At 39.5% G+C, this 21156-nt stretch carries 19 protein-coding genes; 12 read left to right on the forward strand and 7 right to left on the reverse strand.

Going from position 1 to position 21156, the window contains the following annotated elements; genetic code table 11:
- Positions 1 to 94: 94 nt before the first annotated feature.
- Positions 95 to 2248: a glycine--tRNA ligase subunit beta gene (glyS, locus tag CYAN7822_RS18180; RefSeq protein WP_013323721.1), complete on the reverse strand. Its 2154-nt coding sequence runs from the start codon at positions 2246 to 2248 to the stop codon at positions 95 to 97.
- A gap of 390 nt (positions 2249 to 2638) precedes the next feature.
- Here glyS and CYAN7822_RS40365 point away from each other — a divergent pair, with 390 nt between their 5' ends.
- From CYAN7822_RS40365 to CYAN7822_RS18210, 6 genes are all read left to right on the forward strand, one after another.
- Positions 2639 to 3139: a L,D-transpeptidase gene (locus tag CYAN7822_RS40365; RefSeq protein ID WP_425365344.1), complete on the forward strand. Its 501-nt coding sequence runs from the start codon at positions 2639 to 2641 to the stop codon at positions 3137 to 3139.
- Between the two features lie 148 nt (positions 3140 to 3287).
- Positions 3288 to 4460 (forward strand): RNA-guided endonuclease InsQ/TnpB family protein, encoded by a 1173-nt coding sequence (locus tag CYAN7822_RS18190; protein ID WP_049802583.1) that lies wholly within the window; start codon positions 3288 to 3290, stop codon positions 4458 to 4460.
- 218 nt (positions 4461 to 4678) lie between these two features.
- Positions 4679 to 6553: an ATP-dependent zinc metalloprotease FtsH4 gene (gene ftsH4, locus CYAN7822_RS18195; RefSeq protein ID WP_013323723.1), complete on the forward strand. Its 1875-nt coding sequence runs from the start codon at positions 4679 to 4681 to the stop codon at positions 6551 to 6553.
- Positions 6554 to 6663: 110 nt separating this feature from the next.
- Entirely contained in the window at positions 6664 to 7014 is a 351-nt protein-coding gene (locus tag CYAN7822_RS18200) for a translation initiation factor (RefSeq protein ID WP_013323724.1), read from the forward strand.
- A gap of 58 nt (positions 7015 to 7072) precedes the next feature.
- Positions 7073 to 7777, forward strand: coding sequence for a Uma2 family endonuclease (locus tag CYAN7822_RS18205; RefSeq protein WP_013323725.1), 705 nt, complete (start codon positions 7073 to 7075; stop codon positions 7775 to 7777).
- A gap of 377 nt (positions 7778 to 8154) precedes the next feature.
- Positions 8155 to 8766, forward strand: coding sequence for a DUF4142 domain-containing protein (locus CYAN7822_RS18210; protein WP_013323726.1), 612 nt, complete (start codon positions 8155 to 8157; stop codon positions 8764 to 8766).
- A gap of 3 nt (positions 8767 to 8769) precedes the next feature.
- On the opposite strand, the gene CYAN7822_RS18215 is transcribed toward CYAN7822_RS18210, so the two are convergent.
- From CYAN7822_RS18215 to CYAN7822_RS18225, 3 genes are all read right to left on the reverse strand, one after another.
- Positions 8770 to 8994: a hypothetical protein gene (locus tag CYAN7822_RS18215; protein WP_013323727.1), complete on the reverse strand. Its 225-nt coding sequence runs from the start codon at positions 8992 to 8994 to the stop codon at positions 8770 to 8772.
- 14 nt (positions 8995 to 9008) lie between these two features.
- Positions 9009 to 10367, reverse strand: a complete 1359-nt coding sequence (locus CYAN7822_RS34665) for a hypothetical protein (RefSeq protein ID WP_013323728.1) — start codon at positions 10365 to 10367, stop codon at positions 9009 to 9011.
- Positions 10368 to 10590: 223 nt separating this feature from the next.
- Complete coding sequence (locus CYAN7822_RS18225; RefSeq protein ID WP_013323729.1) at positions 10591 to 11481, reverse strand: alpha/beta fold hydrolase; 891 nt, start codon at positions 11479 to 11481, stop codon at positions 10591 to 10593.
- A gap of 163 nt (positions 11482 to 11644) precedes the next feature.
- Here CYAN7822_RS18225 and CYAN7822_RS18230 point away from each other — a divergent pair, with 163 nt between their 5' ends.
- Together CYAN7822_RS18230 and CYAN7822_RS18235 are read left to right on the forward strand one after the other, a co-directional pair.
- A complete protein-coding gene (locus tag CYAN7822_RS18230; RefSeq protein ID WP_342635674.1) occupies positions 11645 to 13450 on the forward strand; it encodes a glycosyltransferase family 39 protein in 1806 nt (601 codons plus the stop codon).
- Positions 13451 to 13554: 104 nt separating this feature from the next.
- A complete protein-coding gene (locus CYAN7822_RS18235) occupies positions 13555 to 13764 on the forward strand; it encodes a hypothetical protein (protein WP_013323731.1) in 210 nt (69 codons plus the stop codon).
- Here CYAN7822_RS18235 and CYAN7822_RS18240 read toward each other — a convergent pair.
- The gene (locus CYAN7822_RS18240; protein WP_013323732.1) at positions 13754 to 15820 is read right to left on the reverse strand and encodes an EAL domain-containing protein; all 2067 of its coding nucleotides are present in this window, start codon (positions 15818 to 15820) and stop codon (positions 13754 to 13756) included. The two genes, CYAN7822_RS18235 and CYAN7822_RS18240, sit on opposite strands and share 11 nt — an antisense overlap.
- Positions 15821 to 16012: 192 nt before the next feature.
- Between CYAN7822_RS18240 and CYAN7822_RS18245 the strand changes: the two genes are divergently transcribed.
- The 3 genes from CYAN7822_RS18245 to CYAN7822_RS18255 all read left to right on the forward strand — a co-directional run bounded on the left by CYAN7822_RS18245 (position 16013) and on the right by CYAN7822_RS18255 (position 18391).
- Positions 16013 to 17032 carry a daunorubicin resistance protein DrrA family ABC transporter ATP-binding protein gene (locus CYAN7822_RS18245; protein WP_013323733.1) on the forward strand — a complete coding sequence of 340 codons (1020 nt, stop codon included), beginning with the start codon at positions 16013 to 16015 and terminating at the stop codon, positions 17030 to 17032.
- Between the two features lie 16 nt (positions 17033 to 17048).
- On the forward strand, positions 17049 to 17945 hold the full coding sequence (locus tag CYAN7822_RS18250; RefSeq protein ID WP_013323734.1) for an ABC transporter permease: 897 nt from the start codon (positions 17049 to 17051) through the stop codon (positions 17943 to 17945).
- A 104-nt stretch (positions 17946 to 18049) separates the two neighbouring features.
- A complete protein-coding gene (locus CYAN7822_RS18255; protein ID WP_013323735.1) occupies positions 18050 to 18391 on the forward strand; it encodes a hypothetical protein in 342 nt (113 codons plus the stop codon).
- Between the two features lie 45 nt (positions 18392 to 18436).
- On the opposite strand, the gene CYAN7822_RS18260 is transcribed toward CYAN7822_RS18255, so the two are convergent.
- The gene (locus CYAN7822_RS18260; RefSeq protein ID WP_013323736.1) at positions 18437 to 19621 is read right to left on the reverse strand and encodes a glycosyltransferase family 4 protein; all 1185 of its coding nucleotides are present in this window, start codon (positions 19619 to 19621) and stop codon (positions 18437 to 18439) included.
- A gap of 103 nt (positions 19622 to 19724) precedes the next feature.
- On the opposite strand from CYAN7822_RS18260, the gene gloB reads away from it, so the two are divergent.
- Positions 19725 to 20498 (forward strand): hydroxyacylglutathione hydrolase, encoded by a 774-nt coding sequence (gene gloB / locus CYAN7822_RS18265; protein WP_013323737.1) that lies wholly within the window; start codon positions 19725 to 19727, stop codon positions 20496 to 20498.
- A 115-nt stretch (positions 20499 to 20613) separates the two neighbouring features.
- On the opposite strand, the gene CYAN7822_RS18270 is transcribed toward gloB, so the two are convergent.
- The gene (locus CYAN7822_RS18270; RefSeq protein ID WP_013323738.1) at positions 20614 to 21066 is read right to left on the reverse strand and encodes a cupin domain-containing protein; all 453 of its coding nucleotides are present in this window, start codon (positions 21064 to 21066) and stop codon (positions 20614 to 20616) included.
- Between the last annotated feature and the right edge of the window lie 90 nt (positions 21067 to 21156).

Consider the following 21156-nt stretch of genomic DNA (forward strand, 5'->3'; position numbering starts at 1 on the left):
AGCGAGCAAATCAATTCACCATAAGTGTGAGAAAGCCGCCAGCCACTATCTAATGACCCATGACTAATGACTAATGACTAATGACTAATGAAAATTAACTTTTCACAATCGGGCCAAAATCAGCTAAAACCCGGGCATGATTTCGCAGAAGACCCAATAAATTGAGACGATTTTGTCGAATTTCAGGATTTTCATCCATCACTAAAACGCTATCATCTCCATCAAAAAAATTACTGACTGTGGGCGCAATTTTAGCTAAAGCATCCACCAATAATTGATAATTTCGTTCCGCTTGTGCGGTTTGGGTAGTGGGAACTAAATCAATTAACGCCTCATAAAATTGCTTTTCTGAAGACTTCTCAAATAAATCAGGACGAATAACTTTTGGCGGATCAAGTTCCTGAGTATTTAAATCGCCTTTAACTGCAAGACGGGCAGAACGATTGACCGTTTCATAGATCTCCTCTAACTTTTTATTATTGCGAATCTCTTGAAGAAATTGAGCGCGATCACGAACATCCAATAAATCTTCTAAAGCCCTTTGGGCATATTCGGGATCATTTTCTCCCAAGACGGCATTCACTAAGTCATAATCAATCTTCAAATCATCTTGCAATAGGGTACTCAGACGTTGAATCAAAAAGCTTTTTAGGGCTTCAACAGGAGAAGTTTTATCAGGATGGGCAGTGACAAAATCCTCTGAACTTTGCTCAATTAACGCTAACAGATCAATGGGTAAATCTGCATACCAAGTCACTTTAATCACTCCCGTAGCCGCGCGGCGCAAAGCAAAGGGATCACCGGAACCTGTGGGGATCATTCCTAAGCCAAAAATACTGACCAAAGTATCAATACGGTCAGCTAATCCCACCACTTGACCCGTTAAAGACTCTGGCATCATATCATCAGCCCCCCTTGGCAAATAATGTTCAAAAATGCCTTGGGCGACATTGGGAGACTCTCCACTGACTAAAGCATATTTTTGTCCCATGACCCCTTGAAGTTCGGGGAATTCATAGACCATTTGTGTCACCAAGTCAGCTTTGCACAGCATGGCGGTACTTTCGATCTCAGTGCGTTCTTGTTGTTCTAACTCCAACTGCTCCACAATCAATTGAGAAATTTCCATAATCCGATCTACCTTATCTCGAATGGTACCCAATTGTTCTTGAAAGGTAACGGTTTCTAGTTGGGGGAGATAACTTTCTAAAGGTTGATCACAGTCAGCTTTATAGAAAAATTGAGCATCAGCTAAGCGGGCCCGGATCACCCGTTGATTACCCGAAGCAATGAGGTCAGCTTTTTTCGGGTCACCGTTAGCAATGGTGATAAAATGGGGTAGCAAAGTCGAATCATTTGTCTTTTTCGTGCTTGTTTGTACAGGAAAATAGCGCTGATGAGTCACCATCACCGTAGTAATGACTTCAGTGGGGAGATTGAGAAATTCTGCATCAAATTTACCCACAACGGCGGTAGGATATTCCACTAAATTAACCACCTCATCCAATAACTCAGGCGGAATAACAGCAACACCTTTTAAGGGTTTAGCGGCTTTTTCGATTTGTTGTTTGATCGAGGAACGACGTTGATGGGGAGAAACTTCCACATAAGCTTGTTGTAAACTCTTCTGATAGGCATTCGCTTCAGGGATACTAACCGCCTCTGGGTGTAAAATGCGATGACCCCAAGAAAGGCGATCACTTTTTAAAAGAGTTCCCCCATTAACTAACTCTAGGGGCAAAACTTCTTTATCCCATAAAGCCACTAACCAACGGATGGGCCGAGGGAAACGGAGATCTCCATCTCCCCAACGCATAAACCGCCGTCCTTCTAACTGAGTAATCCATTGAGGCGCTAACTCTTGTAGAATTTCTGTGGTAGTTCTGCCTATAATTTTTTTCTGAACAAAGACAAAATCCCCTTTATTGGTGTTGCGAATTTCCACATTTTCCGGGGCAACCCCTTGTCTTGTCAGAAAGCCTTCTAAGGCCTTAGTGGGTTTCCCATTAGAAAAAGCCACATTCGCCGCCGGGCCTTTAATTTCTTCTTCCCGGTCAGGTTGTTTAGTGGGAAGTTCTTTGATCAATACGGCTAAACGGCGGGGAGTTCCATAGATTTCTATTCCCTGTGGCGTTAACAATTGTTCTTCTAAGCTTGTGGCGATACGGTTTTGCCACTGGGCGATCGCTTCATCGACAAAACTTGCGGGTAATTCTTCTGTACCAACTTCTAATAAAAAGCTCGGCATATATCTGTTCTCAGTCTTTTTGCTGATCCTAACTTAATAGACCCTAATCTAAAATAGTCTAGCTTGAACTCAGACAAGATAATCTATCTTCTTGTTTAAATCTTACTCAAGTGAGCCTAGTTCCGATGCCTACACTCTCTGAGGCAAAAAGAAAAGATTGCTTAACTTCTATTAGGTAAGCATAATAGTATTGCTATAACAGAGTCAACTTCTCATTTCTCAACTAACTAATAACTACAGATGGTGAAAGCACATTATTTGTTTCTTTTACTGCTGTTAACCTGTTTCGGTCTTGTGGATACAAGATTCAATGGACAGCGACCAGCCATAGCCGATGATTTAAAGACTAAAAATATCCCTGTTGAAAATATATCAACCGGACAAGATCAAATTAATCCTATACAAGAAACTATCGAGGCCCCCGTTCAGCAGATTCCTACAGAGGCCCCACCTGGAGATGATGGTACAGGGGTAACTGAACCCGAAGCACCACCACAGGTGATAGAAACTCGTTTAATCTTAAAACTCAAGGAAAGGCGAGTATATATTTATCAAGGGGATCAGCAAGTGGCCATGTATCCGGTTGCAGTGGGGAAAAAAGGATGGGAAACTCCTACAGGAGATTTTCAAGTCCTTCAAATGGTTCCCAACCCCATTTGGCAAAATCCCTGGAATGGCAGTATTATTCCTGCGGGGCCAAGAAATCCTTTAGGGGAAAGATGGATCGGGTTTTGGACTGATGGAAAAAACTATATAGGTTTTCATGGTACTCAAGCCGAACATTTAATGGGTCAAGCGGTGTCTCATGGTTGCGTGAGAATGCGTAACTCGGATATTAAAGCCATATTTGATCAGATTAAGGTGGGAACTCGGGTGACTGTTGTTCCTTAAGGGTTAACTGTTAACGGTTAATTGTTAACTGACCGAAAATTTTTGGGTACAAGCCCCGTCCTTTTAGGCTTGTCCTGAGTGACAACGAAGGGACGGCTTTTCAAAACCTATGCTACAATATTGATATCCAGTAGCCGAGTATCAAATTGTGTTTGTCATAGAGTGCAAAGTTAAACCAAAACCTCAACAAATTCAATCAATTGATGAAGCCATCAGGACATCTCAGTTTGTCCGAAATAAGGTGCTTCGCTATTGGATGGATAATCGAGGTGTGGGCAAAACAGAACTCTTTCGATACAACACGAGGTTGAGGAAAGAATACAAATTTGTTGATGATTTAAACTCCCATGCCTGTCAAACGGCGGTAGAAAGAGTGCTTAGAGCAATCAACAAGTTTTTTGATAACTGTAAAAAGAAAATACCCGGAAAGAAAGGCTATCCAAAGTTCAAGCAAAATACTCGCTCGGTAGAGTACAAAGTCTCAGGATGGAAGCTATCAGAAAATAGAAAGCATATCACTTTCACCGATAAGAAAAACATCGGGAAGTTAAAACTGATAGGGACTAGAGACTTAAATTATTACCAAATAGAGCAAATAAAACGAGTAAGAATAATCAGGAGAGCCGATGGGTATTACGTGCAGTTTTCAATTCATTTAGACCCTAGAGATAGGGTTGAACCGTTAACGCCCTCTCAAAAAGCAGTAGGGGTGGATGTGGGCTTGAAATATTTCTATGCTGATAGTCAAGGAAATATTGAACCCATTCCTCAGTTTTATAGAAAGGCAGAACGTCAACTTAATAAGGCTAACAGGAAAAAATCTAAAAAATTCCGCAAGGGACAAAAACCCTCTCAAAATTATCACAAAGCTAGAAATCGATCTGCTCGGAAACATTTAAAGGTAAGTAGGCAGCGAGAAGAGTTTGCCAAGAGAAAGGCACTCCGCTTAATTCAATCTAACGATTTGATAGCCTATGAAGATTTAAATGTTAAAAGCCTGGTTAAAAATCGGCATCTAGCGAAGTCGATATCAGATGTAGGATGGTCATTATTTAGGCGTTGGTTGGAGTATTTTGGCTACAAATATGGAAAGGTGACGGTTGCCGTTCCTCCCCATAACACCTCTCAAAATTGCTCTAGCTGTGGGCAAAAAGTCCAAAAATCTCTATCAACTAGAACTCATGTTTGTTCTTGTGGCTGTATTTTAGATAGAGATGTCAACGCTGCATTAAACATCCTACAGAAGGGATTAAGTACCGTAGGGCATACGGGATCTAAAGCTTTTGAAAGTGAGATTCTTGAGGGCGTTAGCTACGGCTAATGGGGGAGAAGATACCTCTACTTTGGTTGGAGCAATCCTGTCAGAGCAAGCATCTTCTGTGAACCAAGAATCCCCACGCCTTTAGGCTGGGGAGTGTCAACAAGTATTGATTTCCGAACCTGTATGATGGGATACCTCACAAGAAAAAACACAGTGAAGAAAGGATAGGGATTTTACAATAGTTAAAAACGCCCTAATCAAAACCTCCCATTATAGCAATGAGTATCAAAGACAGACCTCCCTCTCGTTCTCGCCAGATAGGAAATATCCTATTTTTGCTGGCGGGATTATTTTTGTTAGCCAACCTATTATTTCCCCAAATATTCGGACCGTCAATACCTCGAGTTCCTTATAGTCTCTTCATCGATCAGGTACAGGATGGAGAAGTGGCCAGGGTTTCCGTAGGACAAAATGAAATCCGCTACCAAATTAAAGACGAACAAGGGCAACTCGGACAAATTTTCAGTACGACCCCGATTTTTGATTTAGAACTGCCCAAACGTTTAGAAGAAAAAGGCATTGAGTTTGCCGCCGCCCCACCCCCGAAAAATAATTGGATCGGTAGTATTTTAAGTTGGGTGATTCCTCCTCTGATTTTTGTCGCTATCTGGCAATTTTTCCTGGGACGAAGCGGTGGTGGAACAGCCGGCGCTCTTTCATTTACCAAGAGTAAAGCTAAAGTATATGTAGAAGAAGAATCCACCCGAGTCACCTTTGAAGATGTGGCCGGCGTAGAAGAAGCTAAAACCGAGTTAGCAGAAATTGTTGAATTCCTAAAAAACCCCCAACGCTACAAAGCCATCGGGGCGAGAATTCCCAGAGGCGTATTATTAGTCGGACCTCCCGGAACCGGTAAAACTCTCTTAGCTAAAGCCGTTGCCGGCGAAGCGAAAGTTCCTTTCTTTAGTATTTCTGGTTCAGAGTTTGTGGAATTATTCGTCGGTGCCGGTGCGGCTAGAGTGCGGGACTTGTTTGAACAGGCCAAAAAGAAAGCCCCTTGTATTATCTTTATTGATGAATTAGATGCCATCGGCAAATCTCGCGCTAGTAACGGGTTTGTTGGGGGAAATGACGAACGCGAACAAACCCTCAACCAATTATTAACCGAACTGGACGGATTTAGTGCCGGTGATGCTACTGTTATTGTCCTCGCTGCTACTAACCGCCCAGAAACTTTAGACCCTGCCCTTTTACGCCCCGGACGGTTTGACCGACAAGTCTTAGTAGACCGCCCGGACCTTGGAGGTCGTTTAAAGATTCTAGAAATTTACGCCCAAAAGGTCAAATTAGATAAAGATGTAAATCTCAAAGAAATTGCTACTCGTACCCCCGGTTTTGCGGGTGCAGACTTAGCCAATTTAGTCAATGAAGCCGCCTTACTCGCCGCCCGTAACCAACGCAATACAGTGGCGCAGGAAGACTTTAGAGAAGCCATTGAGCGGATTATCGCAGGATTAGAGAAAAAAAGCCGCGTCCTTTCCGATAAAGAAAAGACCATTGTTGCCTATCATGAAGTCGGTCATGCGTTAGTGGGTGCAATTATGCCCGGTGGCGGCAAAGTGGCTAAAATTTCTATTGTTCCCCGAGGCATGGCAGCATTAGGTTATACCTTACAAATGCCCACCGAAGACCGTTTCTTAATGGATGAATCTGAGTTGCGCGACCAAATTGCGACTCTACTCGGTGGACGCGCCGCCGAAGAGGTGGTGTTTGGTAGCATAACCACAGGTGCGGCTAATGATTTACAACGGGCCACTGATTTAGCAGAGAGAATGGTTACTACTTACGGAATGAGTAAGGTATTGGGACCACTCGCTTATGAGAAGGGACAGCAAAATAATTTCCTCGGCAATGAGATGATGAACCCTCGCCGTATGGTTAGCGATGAAACCGCAAGGGCCATTGATGATGAGGTTAAAGACATAGTAGAAGAGGGACATCAAAAAGCGTTAGCTATCTTAAGACAAAATCAAGATTTGTTAGAGGAAATTGCTCAAAAAATTCTCGAGCAAGAAGTGATTGAAGGTGATCAATTACAAGATTATCTCAAGCGCGTTCAACCTTTAGATGGAAAAGTCCCTGTTTCTGTATAATCGGTATAATCGGTTGTTGGGTGCGTTGGCTGTTGGGTTAACGCACCTCGAATTTTTAGAGATGAATACAGATGAAAGTAAAATAAGATCTACAGTAGTCAATAAATATTATGTCTTCTCAACGTAAGTCATCTAATAAAGATTCAGCCGCTTATCGGGAATTTGGTTCTGTGGATAATTCAGCCGCTTTAGAACGCTCAGTTCCTGAATTACCCCCACAGCAACAGAATTTAAGAGTACAAGCAACCCGCTCAGGACGCAAAGGAAAAACCGTAACTGTCATTACCGGATTTCAATGTAAACCCGAAACCTTAACGAAATTACTCAAAGACTTAAAAGCTAAATGCGGCAGTGGTGGAACCGCCAAAGAAAACACCCTAGAAATACAAGGCGATCATAAACAAAAAATCCTCGAAATTTTGCTCGAACTAGGATACAAAGCTAAAATCAGTGGCGGCTAACTCCTTTGCCTCGTTTGTGTCTTTGCGCGAAACCTAAAATTTATTACCCCACATAACTATGACTATTTCTTATCGTAATTTCTCCACAGAGATAGAATACCCAGAAAGCGACGGTTTACCGATGGCAGAAAGCGACCCAACCCGTGATTATTTAACTTATGCAGTTGAAGCTCTTAATATTTACTTTCAAAACCATCCAGAAGTTTATATTTCAGGGAATCTTTTTATTTATTACGAAGAAGGAAACCCTAAAGCAGTAGTAGCCCCTGATGTATTTGTGGTTTTTGGAGTAATTAAAAAGAAAAGGCGAACTTATAAAGTCTGGCAAGAGGACAATAAGATACCTGATTTTATGTTAGAAATTACCTCGAAAACGACTGTCAGTGAAGATCAGGGAACTAAAAAGGGACTTTATGCTTATTTGGGGGTAAAAGAGTATTTTCAATATGACCCAACTGCTGATTATCTTCAACTCCAGTTACAAGGTTTTCGATTAGTGGATGGCAATTATTTTCCTCTCGAAAAAAATTATTTAGATGACAATAATTATTCTATTTATTCAGAAATATTAGGTCTAGAATTAAAATTACAAGATGGGGAAATGAGGTTTTATAATCCCATGACTCGGCAAACTTTGTTAAGTCATCAAGAAACTGAACAAGCTAGACTGGCGGCTGAACAAGCTAGACTAGAAGAACAACGCAAAGTCGAGAAATTAGCCGCCAAACTAAGAGAATTAGGAATTGATCCGAATAATATATAATTACGTCTTTAATTTTTCTTTTTTTAGTTCTTTGATGGGGATTTTTTTATTAGCCTGAAAATTGATTATTAAGAGGTTGAGGTGGGTTACGCACTCCTGATTAAAAACAACGATTTTATGTCATCCTGAGCCTTGCGAAGGATCAGCCTTGCGAAGGATCTCGGACAATCTCAAACCCTAATAGTTTCCTGGAGAGTGCGTAAGTCCTAAGAGGTTGAGGTGCGTTACGCTACGCTAACACACCCTACTATTGTCTTAAGACTTATTTATTTATGTCGAAATACTGAGTCATTATTCTATCTCGAGTTAGAACTATTTTGCCTCGATATAAAACAAACTGAAGACCAAATATATTATTATGCTTTCATCCAAAGAAAATGAAAAAAAATAAAACTATAGTCGCTATAATTGCTGGCAGTAGCCTGTTATTTATTCCTGTACTGACTGTGACAGCCGCCCCCCTATCCTCGTCTAGACAATCTTATCAGATAGCCGAAACGTCCAATCAATCCCAAAGCCAACCCAGACAAAACTCTTTGAGTGCTACCGATAGAAATTTCGTCACTGAAGCGGCTCAAGGTGGGATGGCAGAAGTAAAATTAGGACAGTTAGCCTCAAAACGAGCTACTAAGGCTGAGGTTAAACAGTTTGGACAGCGTATGGTTCGGGATCATAGCCAAGCTAACAAAGAACTTCAACAATTAGCCAGCAAAAAAGGTATTAAGCTTCCTTCAGATATCGGGGAGGAGCATAAAGCGGCTTTGACTAGACTATCCAAGCTCTCAGGAGCGCAGTTTGATCAAGCTTATATGAGTCTGATGACGGAAGATCATAACAAAGATATTTCCTTGTTTGAAAATCAAGCTCAACAAGGACAAGACCCAGACCTCAAAGCTTGGGCGGCTAAAACTTTACCGACTCTCCAACAACACGACCAACTCGCTCAGTCTATTACGGGTAATAGAAACGCCACGAGAAGCAATAGATAATAGTTAATTGTCATCTTTTCCCGGAACTTCCTCTCCCAGGGACGGATTATAGTTGATTGCTCCCTTTATTTTTTCGGCCTTGTTTTCCCCTGAACTTCCATCTCCCGAAGGAGGGGGAGTAAGTTGGTGGGCATAATTAAACGTAAAACGGAGAGAGGGAACACCGGATCTGGGAACAGGGAACAAATAAGGAATTGAGGCATTTTTAAGAGTTAATCTATTGTCCATTTATTTTTGCCCACCTACTTATCTTTCCAGAGATCTTTTATATAATTTGTTGTATCTTTCATTTGTTCGCTGATTTGTTCTCTTATTTTTGTTCCATTCCATTCATTTTCTTTCTTTAAGAAAAATTCAGAAACTAAGAATTGAATGATGGTCAAAGGACTATAGATTAACAAGACATTTGTTAGGGATTCCTTTGTAACTAATTTAAATATTAAAAATACTAAAACATCTATTACAAAAATTAGTAAAGTCAATATTGGTTTTTGATCTTTTTTAACGAATAACGAATTAAGAAAAATACTAATCAGAAGAAGTATTATAAAAAAGATCGCTATTTTTACAAATGTATATAAAAATTTAGGTAAGTTCAAATATTGTTGCTCTGTGTATTCAAGATTCATTAAAAAAGTTCCTCCTAAAAAAGAAACCGCAGAAATTCCTACTAAAAGTAGTAATAAAACGTAAAGTATTTCTTGATCACGAATATAAGAGGATGTTGTTGAGTTATAGTTGTCAGCTACAAATCGCTCCCAAGTTAAAGGGATTTTAATTTGCTTTAAAATATTATATTTAGAATTGTCATGAATATTAAAAATTTCATAAATATTTTTAATTCTACATTCAATTATATTTTTTATGTATTCGCCAATTGCAATGGTTTTAGAAAATAATTTTATATTTTTATAAGACATATATAAAGCAACTATAGGTATAAGCCAATTAAAAATGATTACACAAGGAATAATTGCTCTGGGTACAGTGCTAGAATCAGTTGTTCTTATGATTTTTAATTTTTCTTGATCATTAGTATTATCTTGAGTTTGCTTTTGAGATTGAATCGGTTGCTTACTGGGTAAGTCAGTATTTCCGATAGAAGAATTAACTGAATCATATAAAAATTGATGACTAAAAAAACTATGAAGATATCCAGGTTCTGTTACCGTAGTAATTTCAGTTGTCAATAAATTAGGTAAGGGAGCTAATCCTAGTCCCGCTAAAGTAAAAATAGCGGCTAGTCCTAATAAATTTAATTGAAGTCGCTCTTGAAATGCTTGTAATATTTCATTTCGCAATGTTTCATATTCTTTAAGCATAATTTCAATAGCTTTATCGAATGCAGGTAAATATTTGATATAATATTTTTCATTTAAAATCTTATATGAGTCTTCAAGAAATTTCTCTAAGTTATCCTTTGATGAATTAGCTAATTCACATAAATCTATTTCTCCCATATAATGAAGCCATCGCTCAAAATCTCCTTTTTTTAAATGCCTTCTAGCAAATTTTGTATTTTCCTTTTGGTCGCACAGTGCAATTAATCTTTCGGCTGAATAAGCAACTTTGCCATTACTAAATCTAAAAGGTTTTTTCATTTTTTTTACTCAGTTTAACTTTTCCCGAGATACTTTTATTGCTGACATATTACTGACAAGCAAATTAGTGTCTATAACTGCGAGCGCTATGGCGAACCAAACTGCAAATCAAACGAGTTATAGACCAAGATATCTGTTCAAAGTCTCTGAGAATATCCAAGCATTGGGAACTTTTAAAGTCCCCTTTTAGCCGCAATAAAACTCTAAGCGTCGATTAAAACTTTTAAGCCATGACTTTTTCCAAAACCCAAGATTTAATCAACTCATTCACCTTGTCAGGAATTTCATCATGAGGACAATGACCCGCTTGAAGATAATATTCAGTTAAATTCGGATAATGCTGACGAAACTTAGCGCCTCTTACCTTTGAATTCATCCAAGGATCGCCGTCTCCCCATAACATCAACAAAGGACAATTTAACTGTTTTAACAAATTATCAATGGTTTCTCCTTTAGGGGATTTAAACACAGCCGCAAAAACTTGTACAGCACCAGCATCACAAGAGGGACGATAAATATCTTCTACTAATTGATCTGTAACCGCACTGTGATCTAAATAAACTTTTTTCAGCGTTTTACGAATATTAGCGGGCCTGCGGACATATTGAAATAACAAATAACTTCCCACAGGACTTAATAATACAGAACGGATCAGTTTTTGTACTAAACCTGGGTTACGGTTCTGCAAAGCATCACTAAAAGGCCCTGCACTATTGAGCAATACTAACCCGTTAGCCGCCTCAACACATTGCGCCGCCACACACAACGCGGCATAACCCCCTAAAGAATTGCCGGCTAAGACCGCCGGTTTTCCGATCACTTGCCCAATAAAATCATGCAATTGATCCCGCCATAAATTCCCACTGTATTCTATATTCGGTTTGGCAGAGCGTCCAAAACCCAATAAATCGATCGCATAGACTTCAAAATCTTCTTGCAGTTGAGCGATATTTTTGCGCCAGTGGTCGGTCGATGCGCCAAACCCATGCACCAACAGCAGAGGAGGCCGTAAGGAATGAGACGAACCGGCTTTGACATAGTAAATTTTGTGGCCTCGCCATTGCCAATAGTTACCAGGAACAGACTTTAGAGAGTCTAGTGGGGCTAAGTGCATAAATTCGCTTATATATTAAGTAATGTTAACTTTTTCTAGTTTAGCTTGATTTTTTGGGGAGTGCTATGAGCGGTATTGGATTTTTTTTTGGGTTTTTGGAAGCTTTTGAGAATGAATCGAGTCTGTAAAAAGTTGTAAACCTAGATCATTATATGATTTGTGATTGGCTGTTCCTGTTGTCAGTCATCCATCTTTTATTTATTTGCCTATGAGGTTGAGTACCAATCAAAACCCTAAAACCCTAACTGGAAAATCTTATCAGTGGTTATTGTTAATATTGTGGACTGTACTCGGTTGCGGGTTGAGGTTTTTGAACTTAACCGCTAAACCTCCTTGGACAGATGAGTTTGCTACGATGGTATTTAGCCTAGGCAATAATTATGATTCGGTATTGCTTAACCAAGTTATTTCTCCTGAAATGGTTTTGCAACCCCTACGACTGAACCGAGACGCAACCATTTTTGATGTCATTTCCTTATTACTCGATAACGATAACCATCCCCCTCTTTATTTTGTCTTAGCTCATTGGTGGATGAATTTATGGCCGGGTAATGGAGAATATATCTCTGTATGGGCAGCGCGTTCACTACCTGCTTTATTAGGGGGGCTTTCTATTCCTGCTGTCTATTATCTTGCTAGAATTGCCTTTGGGTCGGCAAAAGTCGCACATTTATCAGCGATCATGATGGCGGTGTCACCCTACGGGGTTTTTATTGCTCAAGAAGCCCGTCACTATACTTTAGCAATTTTGTTTGTGATTTTTTCTTTGTGTTGTCTGCTCAGATGTGCAAAACATTTTCAAAAGAAAACCGCTATCCCCATGAGCATTGTTTTTTTATGGCTGATGATTAATTGTCTTGGGTTAGCGACTCACTACTTTTTTAGTCTTACCCTTGCGGCTGAAGCACTCACTTTAATTCTTATTCTGTATTATTCGATTAAAAACTCTCTGCTAATTTCATCCAAGACCGGCATACCATCAGGGATTTTTAAGAAAAATTGCTGGCGTTTGGCCCTGGTTGCGTTTGGGACGATTACCACTGCAATCGCTTGGGTTTTATTACTTGTTCCTCATGATTATGGCAAAGGGATGACAGAATGGATTCATCAAGATAATTTTAATTTTATTGCTTTCATTAGTCCTGTTTTCCAACTGATGGCGGCTTGGGTGACTATGATAGCTCTATTACCGATAGAATCATCGTTTTTACCTTTAGCTATCTTTTCGGGCTTATTAATGTTACTGTTTTTTGTCTGGGCTATTCCTAAGCTTAATAGAGGCTTGAAAATGGGTTGGCAAAACCGCCATTTTCGTTTAGGAATAGGGGTATTGCTCGGATTTATTGTTAGTGCCATTGTGCTTTTTTTTGCCATTACCTATTGTTTAGGATTAGATATTACGCGAGGGGCACGCTACAGTTTTGTTTATTTTCCGGCTGTGCCCGTTATTTTGGGCGTTATTTTAGCGGGTTTTTTAGAAAAAAAGTTTGCTATTTTTTCAAGTAATTGGAAAGTATTAAAAGTTTTTGAACAACCGAAAATTATTATTTCAATCATAATTTTTATGGGTTTTTTAAGTTGTCTGACTATCACGTTTAATCTCGGTTATAAAAAATATTATTTACCGAATCAATTAGTTGAGGTGATTGAAAGTAGCTCATCTCATCCGGTTTTAATCGCCACCACTCATCAAAATTTAGTTCAAACGGGAGAGATGATGGGAATTGCTTGGCAATTGCAGAAAAAAAACTTACCTGTAAAACTTCAGTTTTTGCTGGCTCATCACACCTTAAAAATGCCAGAGATTGCCACAATTACCTTAGAGAAGACGGTCAATAAATTGACGCTTCCTTTAGAGGTTTGGACAGTAAATTTTAAGGCTCCTGTACGGTTAAATAATTGTCGAGTTGATGCTCAATCTTTTCCTCATATCAATGGATACAATTATCAGCGATATGATTGTCAATAATAAGCTCTAAAAACGTTGCCTACAAGCTTTTTACTCGCAAAGGGTTAGACTTTTTCTAATTCTGGTAAAATTAATGTTAAATAGCTGTGGAAGAAAAAAAGTTTATGAAAATTTGGGTAAATGAACAAATAGACCCCGGTGGGATAATCTACTCTTGTATTGCTTCTTGTAATGAACAAGCGGCTATGGATTGTCATCAAACCTGGCTCAAGAGTTTAACTGACCAGCAAAAAGAGGAGGGATGGGTAGTACAAATCAGAACCGTAGACTCTTGGGAGGATGTACCGGTAAATGCTCTGAAGATTAGCTATTAAACGGAGAAGACCAGAGGAACTTCGCCGCGTCTTCTGGAGTAAGGGGTTTACTGAATTTAAATCCCTGCATTTCTTCGCATTCTAGTTTTTTCAACAAATCCACTTGGTATTGAGTTTCAACTCCCTCGGCAATGACTCTAAGATTGAAACCACGCCCAATGGCTAATACAGCCGAAATAATCGCTAAATCTTGCGGATGTTCTTTGAGGTCTTTGACAAAAGTTTGGTCAATTTTAATGCTATTTAAAGGAATTTGTTTCAGATAACCCAGGGAAGAATAGCCGGTTCCAAAATCATCCATAGAAATGTGAACACCCATTGTTTGAAAATAACTGATAACTTGACAAGCGAAATCTATGTTTTCCATGATGGTTGTTTCCGTAATTTCTAACTCGAGAAAATGGGCTTCTAAATCAGTTTCTTTCAGGATTTGTGTGACAACATTAATAAAATTAGGTTGTTGAAATTGTTGAGGCGAAAGATTAACCGCGATGCGGATGGGAGGTAATCCCATTTTTTGCCAAAATTGATTTTGCAGGCAAGCTTGTCTTAATACCCATTCTCCAATATTGACAATTAAACCTGTTTCTTCAGCAATAGGAATAAATTTAGTGGGCGAAATTAAACCAAGCTCTGGATGTTGCCAACGAATCAGAGCTTCCATGCCCAAAACCTGGCCGGTTTTAATGTTAATCTGAGGTTGATAATGCAGTAAAAATTGTTCTTTTTCTAGTGCTTGGTGGAGTAAATTTTCTATTTGGAGTCGTTGGCATGATTTCGAGGTAATAATGGGATTATAAAATTGATAATTATTTTTTCCTATTTCTTTACTGCGGTATAAAGCCGCATCGGCATTTTTCACTAGGGTTTCTGCATCTTCTCCATCTTGAGGATAAATAGCAATACCAATACTGGCTTTAAGGTAGAGTAAGTTATCTGATATATTAAAGGGCTGTTGTAGGATATTGAATATTCTTTGTGCCAGGTTTTTTGCTTCCTCTATATTTTCCAGGTAAGGCACTAAGATGGTAAACTCGTCCCCGGCCCAACGAGCGAAAAAATCACCCGCGCAGAGTCGAGTTTTTAATCTTTGAGCAAAGCTTCGTAACAATTGATCACCTGTGCTATGGCCGAGGGTATCATTAACATTTTGGAATCCATCTAAATCAATAAATAGAACAGCTAAAAGAGTATTTTTAAAATGAGCATCCGCTAAGGCTGTGGCTAACTGTTGATTAAATAATATTTTGTTGGGGAGTCCCGTTAGGGTATCATAATAAGCTTGGTAATGAAGAATTTCTTCTGCTAGTTTTCTTTCAGTAATATCAAAAATATAACTTCTAATGAGTTGGCTATCATTTAAATAATGAATATGTTGTTCAAATATTTCTTGTCCAATTTTAATCTCTCGAATTAATAAATTTCCGTCTTGATGAAATTCTTGTTCAAGTAAATTCCTGAAAATTGGATGGTTGATTTTTTCCTTTTGAATAGTTTTAAACTTCTGAATAGCGGCTGAATTTAAATAGGTAATTTCTCCGGCAAAATTTATTTCAATAATGGGATTAGGGCTAAATTCAACTAAAGAGGCTAATTTAGATAGATAAGATTCGGGTAAAAGAATTTGTTTTTCTTCTGTTTCAGTTTGATCCCATTGGGCATTTACGAATACCTCAGTAGAGGGTTGAAATGACGTTTCAGACGCGGGTAAATTGATAAAGTAATTTGACGTAACATGAATAATATAATAAGTCACTTTAATATCTTTGTCAAAATTAATAATATCTCCGTGTTTAAGCTGATGTTTTAAAACTTTTTTTCCATTGACAAAAATACCATTTTTACTGCGATTTCCTTGCTCGTCACCATCAATAATTTGAAAAACTTTTTGAGGTTTTTCACCGGAAATTTTCACAATTATTGCGTGTTTTTTAGAAATTTTAGGACTGGGAAGTATAATAGAGTTTGTTGAGTGACGACCAATGGTATAAAAAGACTCTTGAAGATCAATAATTTTCCTAAAATTAGAGGAATTAATAATTAAGCGGTGTAACATAAAAAAATTAATAAATTTTTGAGTATAAGCTTGATAATCAGTCTACAATGTTTACTTTGGCAAAAAACGTGATCAACATCAATCACGGGCTGTGATCAGGGTCACTGCAAAAATAGATAGATGTTCCTAGAGTAAACACCTACAATAGGATAGGTATAGTTTTGTATCGTTGACTCGGGTAGGGAAATCGTTATGCCTCCTGCTGTTTTAATCGAACACCTCAACAAGCGTTATGGTAATGTAGAAGCGGTGAAAGACATCTCCTTCACCGTCAAAGAAGGCGAAATTTTTGGCTTACTTGGCCCTAACGGTGCCGGAAAAACCACTACGATTCGTTGTCTGTGTACCCTGGCTAAACCCGATGGCGGCAAAGTAGAAATCGGGGGAATATCAGTGATTGATAACCCGAAAGCAGCACGCAGATGTTTAGGCTACATTGCCCAAGAAGTTGCCTTAGATAAAGTCCTGACAGGGCGAGAATTACTCCAATTACAAGCGGCACTCTATCATCTCCCCAATAATAAAGCCAAAGAACGTATTGATCTGTTAATTAAATTACTGGGTTTAGAAGCTTATGCCGATAACAAAACTGGGACTTATTCAGGAGGATTAAAGAAACGCCTCGATATTGCCGCCGGACTGCTTCACCAACCGCAAGTATTAGTCCTTGATGAACCTACTGTAGGATTAGATATTGAAAGCCGCTTTATTATGTGGGACTTTCTGCGGCAATTGAAAGTTGCCGGCACGACAGTGTTAATTACAAGCCATTATTTAGAAGAAATAGATGCCCTAGCTGATCGATTAGCGATCATAGACCAAGGGTTAGTCATTGCTGAGGGAACACCTTCCCAATTAAAGGACCAAGTGGGAGGAGATCGGGTTACCCTGCGGATTCGGGAATTTTCTCCTACTCCAGAAGCCGAAAAAGCTAAAGAAATTCTGCAAACCCTTCCTTTTGTAGAAGAAGTGATTATCAATAGCGCCCAAGGAAATTCCCTTAACCTGGTGGTAACACCTCAAAGTAATCCCCTCAGTAAAATAGAACAGTCTTTAGGATCAGCCGGTTTACCCATCTTTAGTATGGCTCAGTCTCGTCCGAGTCTAGATGATGTTTATTTAGCCGCAACAGGACGTACTCTACTGGATGCGGAATTAGCCTCTGCTGGTACTCGTGACTTGAAAGCCGAACAAAAACAGCAGATGAAATAATCACAAGGAAAACATTATGAGTCAAACTCTTACACCCACTCAATTAGAACCGTCTTTATCTCCGGATACAGCTATCAAGTCCAAGATGGAAAACCCAAGTAATGAACTGGGAGATTTCCTACAAGAAACCTTCGCCCTAACTAAACGTCTATTTATTCAACTACAACGCCGTCCTTCCTCGTTAATTGCCGGTATTATCCAGCCGTTTATGTGGTTAGTTTTGTTTAGCGCTCTGTTCTACAATGCCCCTAATGGTCTATTTGGAGAACAGATCAATTATGCTAAATTTCTGGCTCCGGGAATTATCGTATTTACGGCTTTTTCTGGGGCATTAAATGCAGGGTTGCCGATCATGTTTGACCGAGAGTTTGGCTTTCTCAATCGTCTATTAGTTGCCCCCCTTGCCTCTCGTTATTCGATTGTGGCCGCTTCTACTCTTTATATCATTACCCTCAGTTTGATCCAAGCGGCGGTGATTGTGGCCGCAAGTGCTGTTTTAGGGGCCGGATGGCCTTCTTTAGCCGCCACTGGTGCCATGACTTTAGTGGTCTTTTTAATTGTTTTAGGGGTAACGGCCTTGAGTCTAGGGTTAGCGTTTGCTTTACCCGGACATATTGAGTTACTAGCGGTGATCTTTGTGACTAACTTACCACTCCTGTTTGCTAGTACCGCCCTTGCGCCTCTTGAGTTTATGGCAAAATGGTTACAAATTGTTGCTAGTCTTAACCCTCTGACTTATGCCATTGAACCTATCCGTTATCTCTATCTCAACGCCGAGTGGGGATTAGGTAGCACAGTCTTACAAACTCCTTGGGCAGCCATTAATTTTGCTGGAGTTTTGTTGATCTTATTAGCATTTGATGGGTTAATATTATTAACAATTCAGCCTTTATTACGTCGTCGATTTGCTTAGTATGACGGCCCTGATTACCCCCTAGTTAAAGGGGGTTAAACCCTCAATAAAATCCCCAATTTATAGAAAATTTTGCTCATCTGTTCTGATTTGGAATATTAGTCATGAAAAAAACTATTTTTACTCTGTGTTTGGCTTTTGGAACTACGCTTGGGATCGTTGCCAGCTATTCTAGCTCGGCTTCTGCCCAACTGATTCCTAATTCTAAAAATCCTGAAGTTAAATATCAAAGTAATGAAGAAAATAGCAGTGTAGATAATTCTTTAGGAGGATTGAATCCTTTAGACCTGATTCACAATGCTAATCTGCGTCGTAGTCGTGATGCTTCACAGTTTCAGGAAGATAGTGATAGTAATTTAAATCAGGCGGCTCAGGATTTTAAACGCAAACAGCAGCAAATGATGCAAAATCCGTCCTCGGGTTCTCAAGTTCCTACTAGAAATTAAAAATCTAGCAACAGGCAAGAGGCAATAGGCAAAACCTTGTTTTCTCTAGGTTGGACCCGATAAAAAATTAAGAATTTGAGAAAGGGTACTAGCCATTGCCTCAAGGCTATAAGATTTGAGACATTTTTGTCGGGCTTGCTGGCCTTTTTCGGTTGCTTCTTGCCAATGATCAAAAATATACTCAATTGTCTCGGCTATTTGTTGAGGTGAATTAGAATCGACTAAATAACCCGTCTCTCCTAAAATTTCAGGAATATCCCCCACAGGAGTTGAGATAATTGGCTTGGCCATAGCCATACCATCAGTTAACTTTAAGGGAAATTGAGCTTGTGCTGCCGGCACGTCTCGTTGAGGAACCACAATAATGTGAGCGGCGGCAACCACTTCAGGCATCATGCTCGCTGGCGTTTTCGGTAACTGAATGATCCACTGTCCCCATTTTTGCATCAATTCCTGATCATAATCATCATAAGGGCTTCCTCCCACTATCACCAATTTGAGGTCTTTTTGATTGAGTTGTTCTAAGGCTAGTAAAACATCTTCCAAGCCTTTATAGGGTCGTGGTGCCCCAGGAAACATTAAAATTCGATAGCCGCTCAACCCATAATGAAGGCGACTAGCCTCTGCATCATAACGTTCAGGATCAAATAAAGTGGTATCTTTGCCATTGGGTAAATAAATCCCCCCAAAACGTTGCTGTAAAAATTGGGTATGAAGGGTAATACAATTTGCTTGAGCAATGAAACGTTCCATTAATTTGAGATATAGGGGATAATCAGGCTGTCTTAAAGCACCGTCGGCTTTAAAAATATCCCTTCCTAATTGTTTGAGAGAGGGTTTATAGGCCCATTCATCTCCGCCATACCAGCTTAACTCCCAATCATCAATATCTAAAATCAAGGGGCGGCGGGTTTGTATTTTTTTGAGGATAGATAACCCAAAGCTCGAGGCTTTAAGTTTATAAGCGTAGATAATTTCACCGTTAATGTTTCGCAAAAGCTGTTGAGCGGAACTGAAAAATTGAGGATAATAATTCTCTTTGACAATGGAAATAATAGGTATATCTTCACTGAGCGACAAGGGTTGATCGCTTGCTCCAACAAAACCAACAATTTCTACATCACAGTCAATTTTTCTTAAAGCTTGAGCCAACAAAAATGGACGTACAGCGCCGCCCCATCTTCCGGCTCCACTACTGGATAAGTCACCGACAACAATTGAAACTTTCAAAACGGTCAATCCTCATCTCAAAAATCAAAATTTGATTTATGGTTTAAAGTAAACATTTATAACACTGCCATCACCTAATTGACCTAAAGGAGAATTTGGTGCTATGAAAATTTTACGTTTACCGGCTCTTTCTGATAATTATATTTTTCTTTTGCATGATCCTCAAGAAAATATAGCCGCCGTTGTCGATCCTGCCCAACCCCAACCGGTGTTAGAGTGCCTAAAGGAATTAGGGGCCTCTTTAGTGGCTATTTTCAATACTCATCACCATCAGGACCATGTTGGGGGTAACCGAGAATTAATGCAGCATTTTCCTGATCTAACTGTCTATGGCGGCGAGCAAGATCGAGGCCGCATACCTGGACAACAGGTTTTTTTAACTGAAGGTGATCGGGTCAAATTTGCTCATCGAGAAGCGGAGGTCTTTTTCGTCCCCGGTCATACTAAAGCCCATATTGCTTATTATTTTCCGCCCACTGAAGGGCAAGATACCGGAGAGTTATTTTGTGGGGATACGATTTTTGCTGGAGGTTGTGGCCGCTTATTTGAAGGAACTCCCGCTCAGATGGTGGACTCCATTGGTAAATTACGAGCTTTACCGGATCATACTCGGGTGTGGTGCGCCCATGAATATACTCTCAATAACCTTAAATTTGCCCTGACGGTGGAACCGGAAAATTCCGACCTACAAAATCGTTATTCTCAAGTTCAAATGGCCCGTTCTCAAGGAGAAGCCACTGTTCCCTCACTGTTAGGTATAGAAAAGTTAACTAACCCTTTCTTACGTTGGGATAGTCCTGCCATTCAGTCAGCCATGAACAGTGATGATGCTGTGCAAGTCTTTGGGCGCTTGCGCGGTAAAAAAGACCATTTTTAGCTCAAAAATCCTTAAGCGAAAACAGCATTAAATCTGAGGGTAGAGATGTTGAATGCAACGTCTCTACTCTGAAAGACAATTAAAGCTGATTGTTAGACATTTTTAGATTTGATTTCTATCCAATTAGCTGAGAATATTCAGTAGATTCAAATTGCTTTAACGCCGCCCCAGCCGCTTGTAAATCATAGGGAAACGGACGTTTACGAGGTTGATAATCTTTTGGATCAACGGCTCCATGACGAAGCACCGCATTAACCACAAAACAAGGAGTATTACTCAGATTAATTGCTCCATGAACTACCCCTCTAGGAATAGTCACCACTTGAGGTTTGTGTTCACTTAAAGGAATATAGCGATATTGCCGATTTTGCAAAATCACTAAGACAAAACTGCCTCGTACTACTAATAATTGGTCAGTTTGAAACCGATGAACAAATAAGTCCTCAACGGTATGAGGCGGAATCTGCACTAATATAGTTTCGTGGCTAGATTGAGGCGTATAAAATTGAGTCATGCCGCTCTGAATCGATTCGAGTTCAACCCGAGAAATCGTTTTTGCTAAACCCATTTTTTTTCGTCTTTCTGTAAATTTATGTTTCTTTATTCAAATTTTAATCAACTTTTTATAAAAAAATGTTATTAAAGTGACATATTATGT

It is taken from the genome of Gloeothece verrucosa PCC 7822, from assembly GCF_000147335.1.
GTDB lineage: Bacteria > Cyanobacteriota > Cyanobacteriia > Cyanobacteriales > Microcystaceae > Gloeothece > Gloeothece verrucosa.

Bases quoted from the DNA above. Each gene is read 5' to 3' on its own strand.
- glyS (WP_013323721.1), bottom strand. From the start codon at position 2,248: ATGCCGAGCTTTTTATTAGAAGTTGGTACAGAAGAATTACCCGCAAGT.
- ftsH4 (WP_013323723.1), top strand. From the start codon at position 4,679: ATGAGTATCAAAGACAGACCTCCCTCTCGTTCTCGCCAGATAGGAAAT.
- CYAN7822_RS18200 (WP_013323724.1), top strand. From the start codon at position 6,664: ATGTCTTCTCAACGTAAGTCATCTAATAAAGATTCAGCCGCTTATCGG.
- CYAN7822_RS18205 (WP_013323725.1), top strand. From the start codon at position 7,073: ATGACTATTTCTTATCGTAATTTCTCCACAGAGATAGAATACCCAGAA.
- CYAN7822_RS18210 (WP_013323726.1), top strand. From the start codon at position 8,155: ATGAAAAAAAATAAAACTATAGTCGCTATAATTGCTGGCAGTAGCCTG.
- CYAN7822_RS18215 (WP_013323727.1), bottom strand. From the start codon at position 8,994: ATGGACAATAGATTAACTCTTAAAAATGCCTCAATTCCTTATTTGTTC.
- CYAN7822_RS34665 (WP_013323728.1), bottom strand. From the start codon at position 10,367: ATGAAAAAACCTTTTAGATTTAGTAATGGCAAAGTTGCTTATTCAGCC.
- CYAN7822_RS18225 (WP_013323729.1), bottom strand. From the start codon at position 11,481: ATGCACTTAGCCCCACTAGACTCTCTAAAGTCTGTTCCTGGTAACTAT.
- CYAN7822_RS18235 (WP_013323731.1), top strand. From the start codon at position 13,555: ATGAAAATTTGGGTAAATGAACAAATAGACCCCGGTGGGATAATCTAC.
- CYAN7822_RS18240 (WP_013323732.1), bottom strand. From the start codon at position 15,820: ATGTTACACCGCTTAATTATTAATTCCTCTAATTTTAGGAAAATTATT.
- CYAN7822_RS18245 (WP_013323733.1), top strand. From the start codon at position 16,013: ATGCCTCCTGCTGTTTTAATCGAACACCTCAACAAGCGTTATGGTAAT.
- CYAN7822_RS18250 (WP_013323734.1), top strand. From the start codon at position 17,049: ATGAGTCAAACTCTTACACCCACTCAATTAGAACCGTCTTTATCTCCG.
- CYAN7822_RS18255 (WP_013323735.1), top strand. From the start codon at position 18,050: ATGAAAAAAACTATTTTTACTCTGTGTTTGGCTTTTGGAACTACGCTT.
- gloB (WP_013323737.1), top strand. From the start codon at position 19,725: ATGAAAATTTTACGTTTACCGGCTCTTTCTGATAATTATATTTTTCTT.
- CYAN7822_RS18270 (WP_013323738.1), bottom strand. From the start codon at position 21,066: ATGGGTTTAGCAAAAACGATTTCTCGGGTTGAACTCGAATCGATTCAG.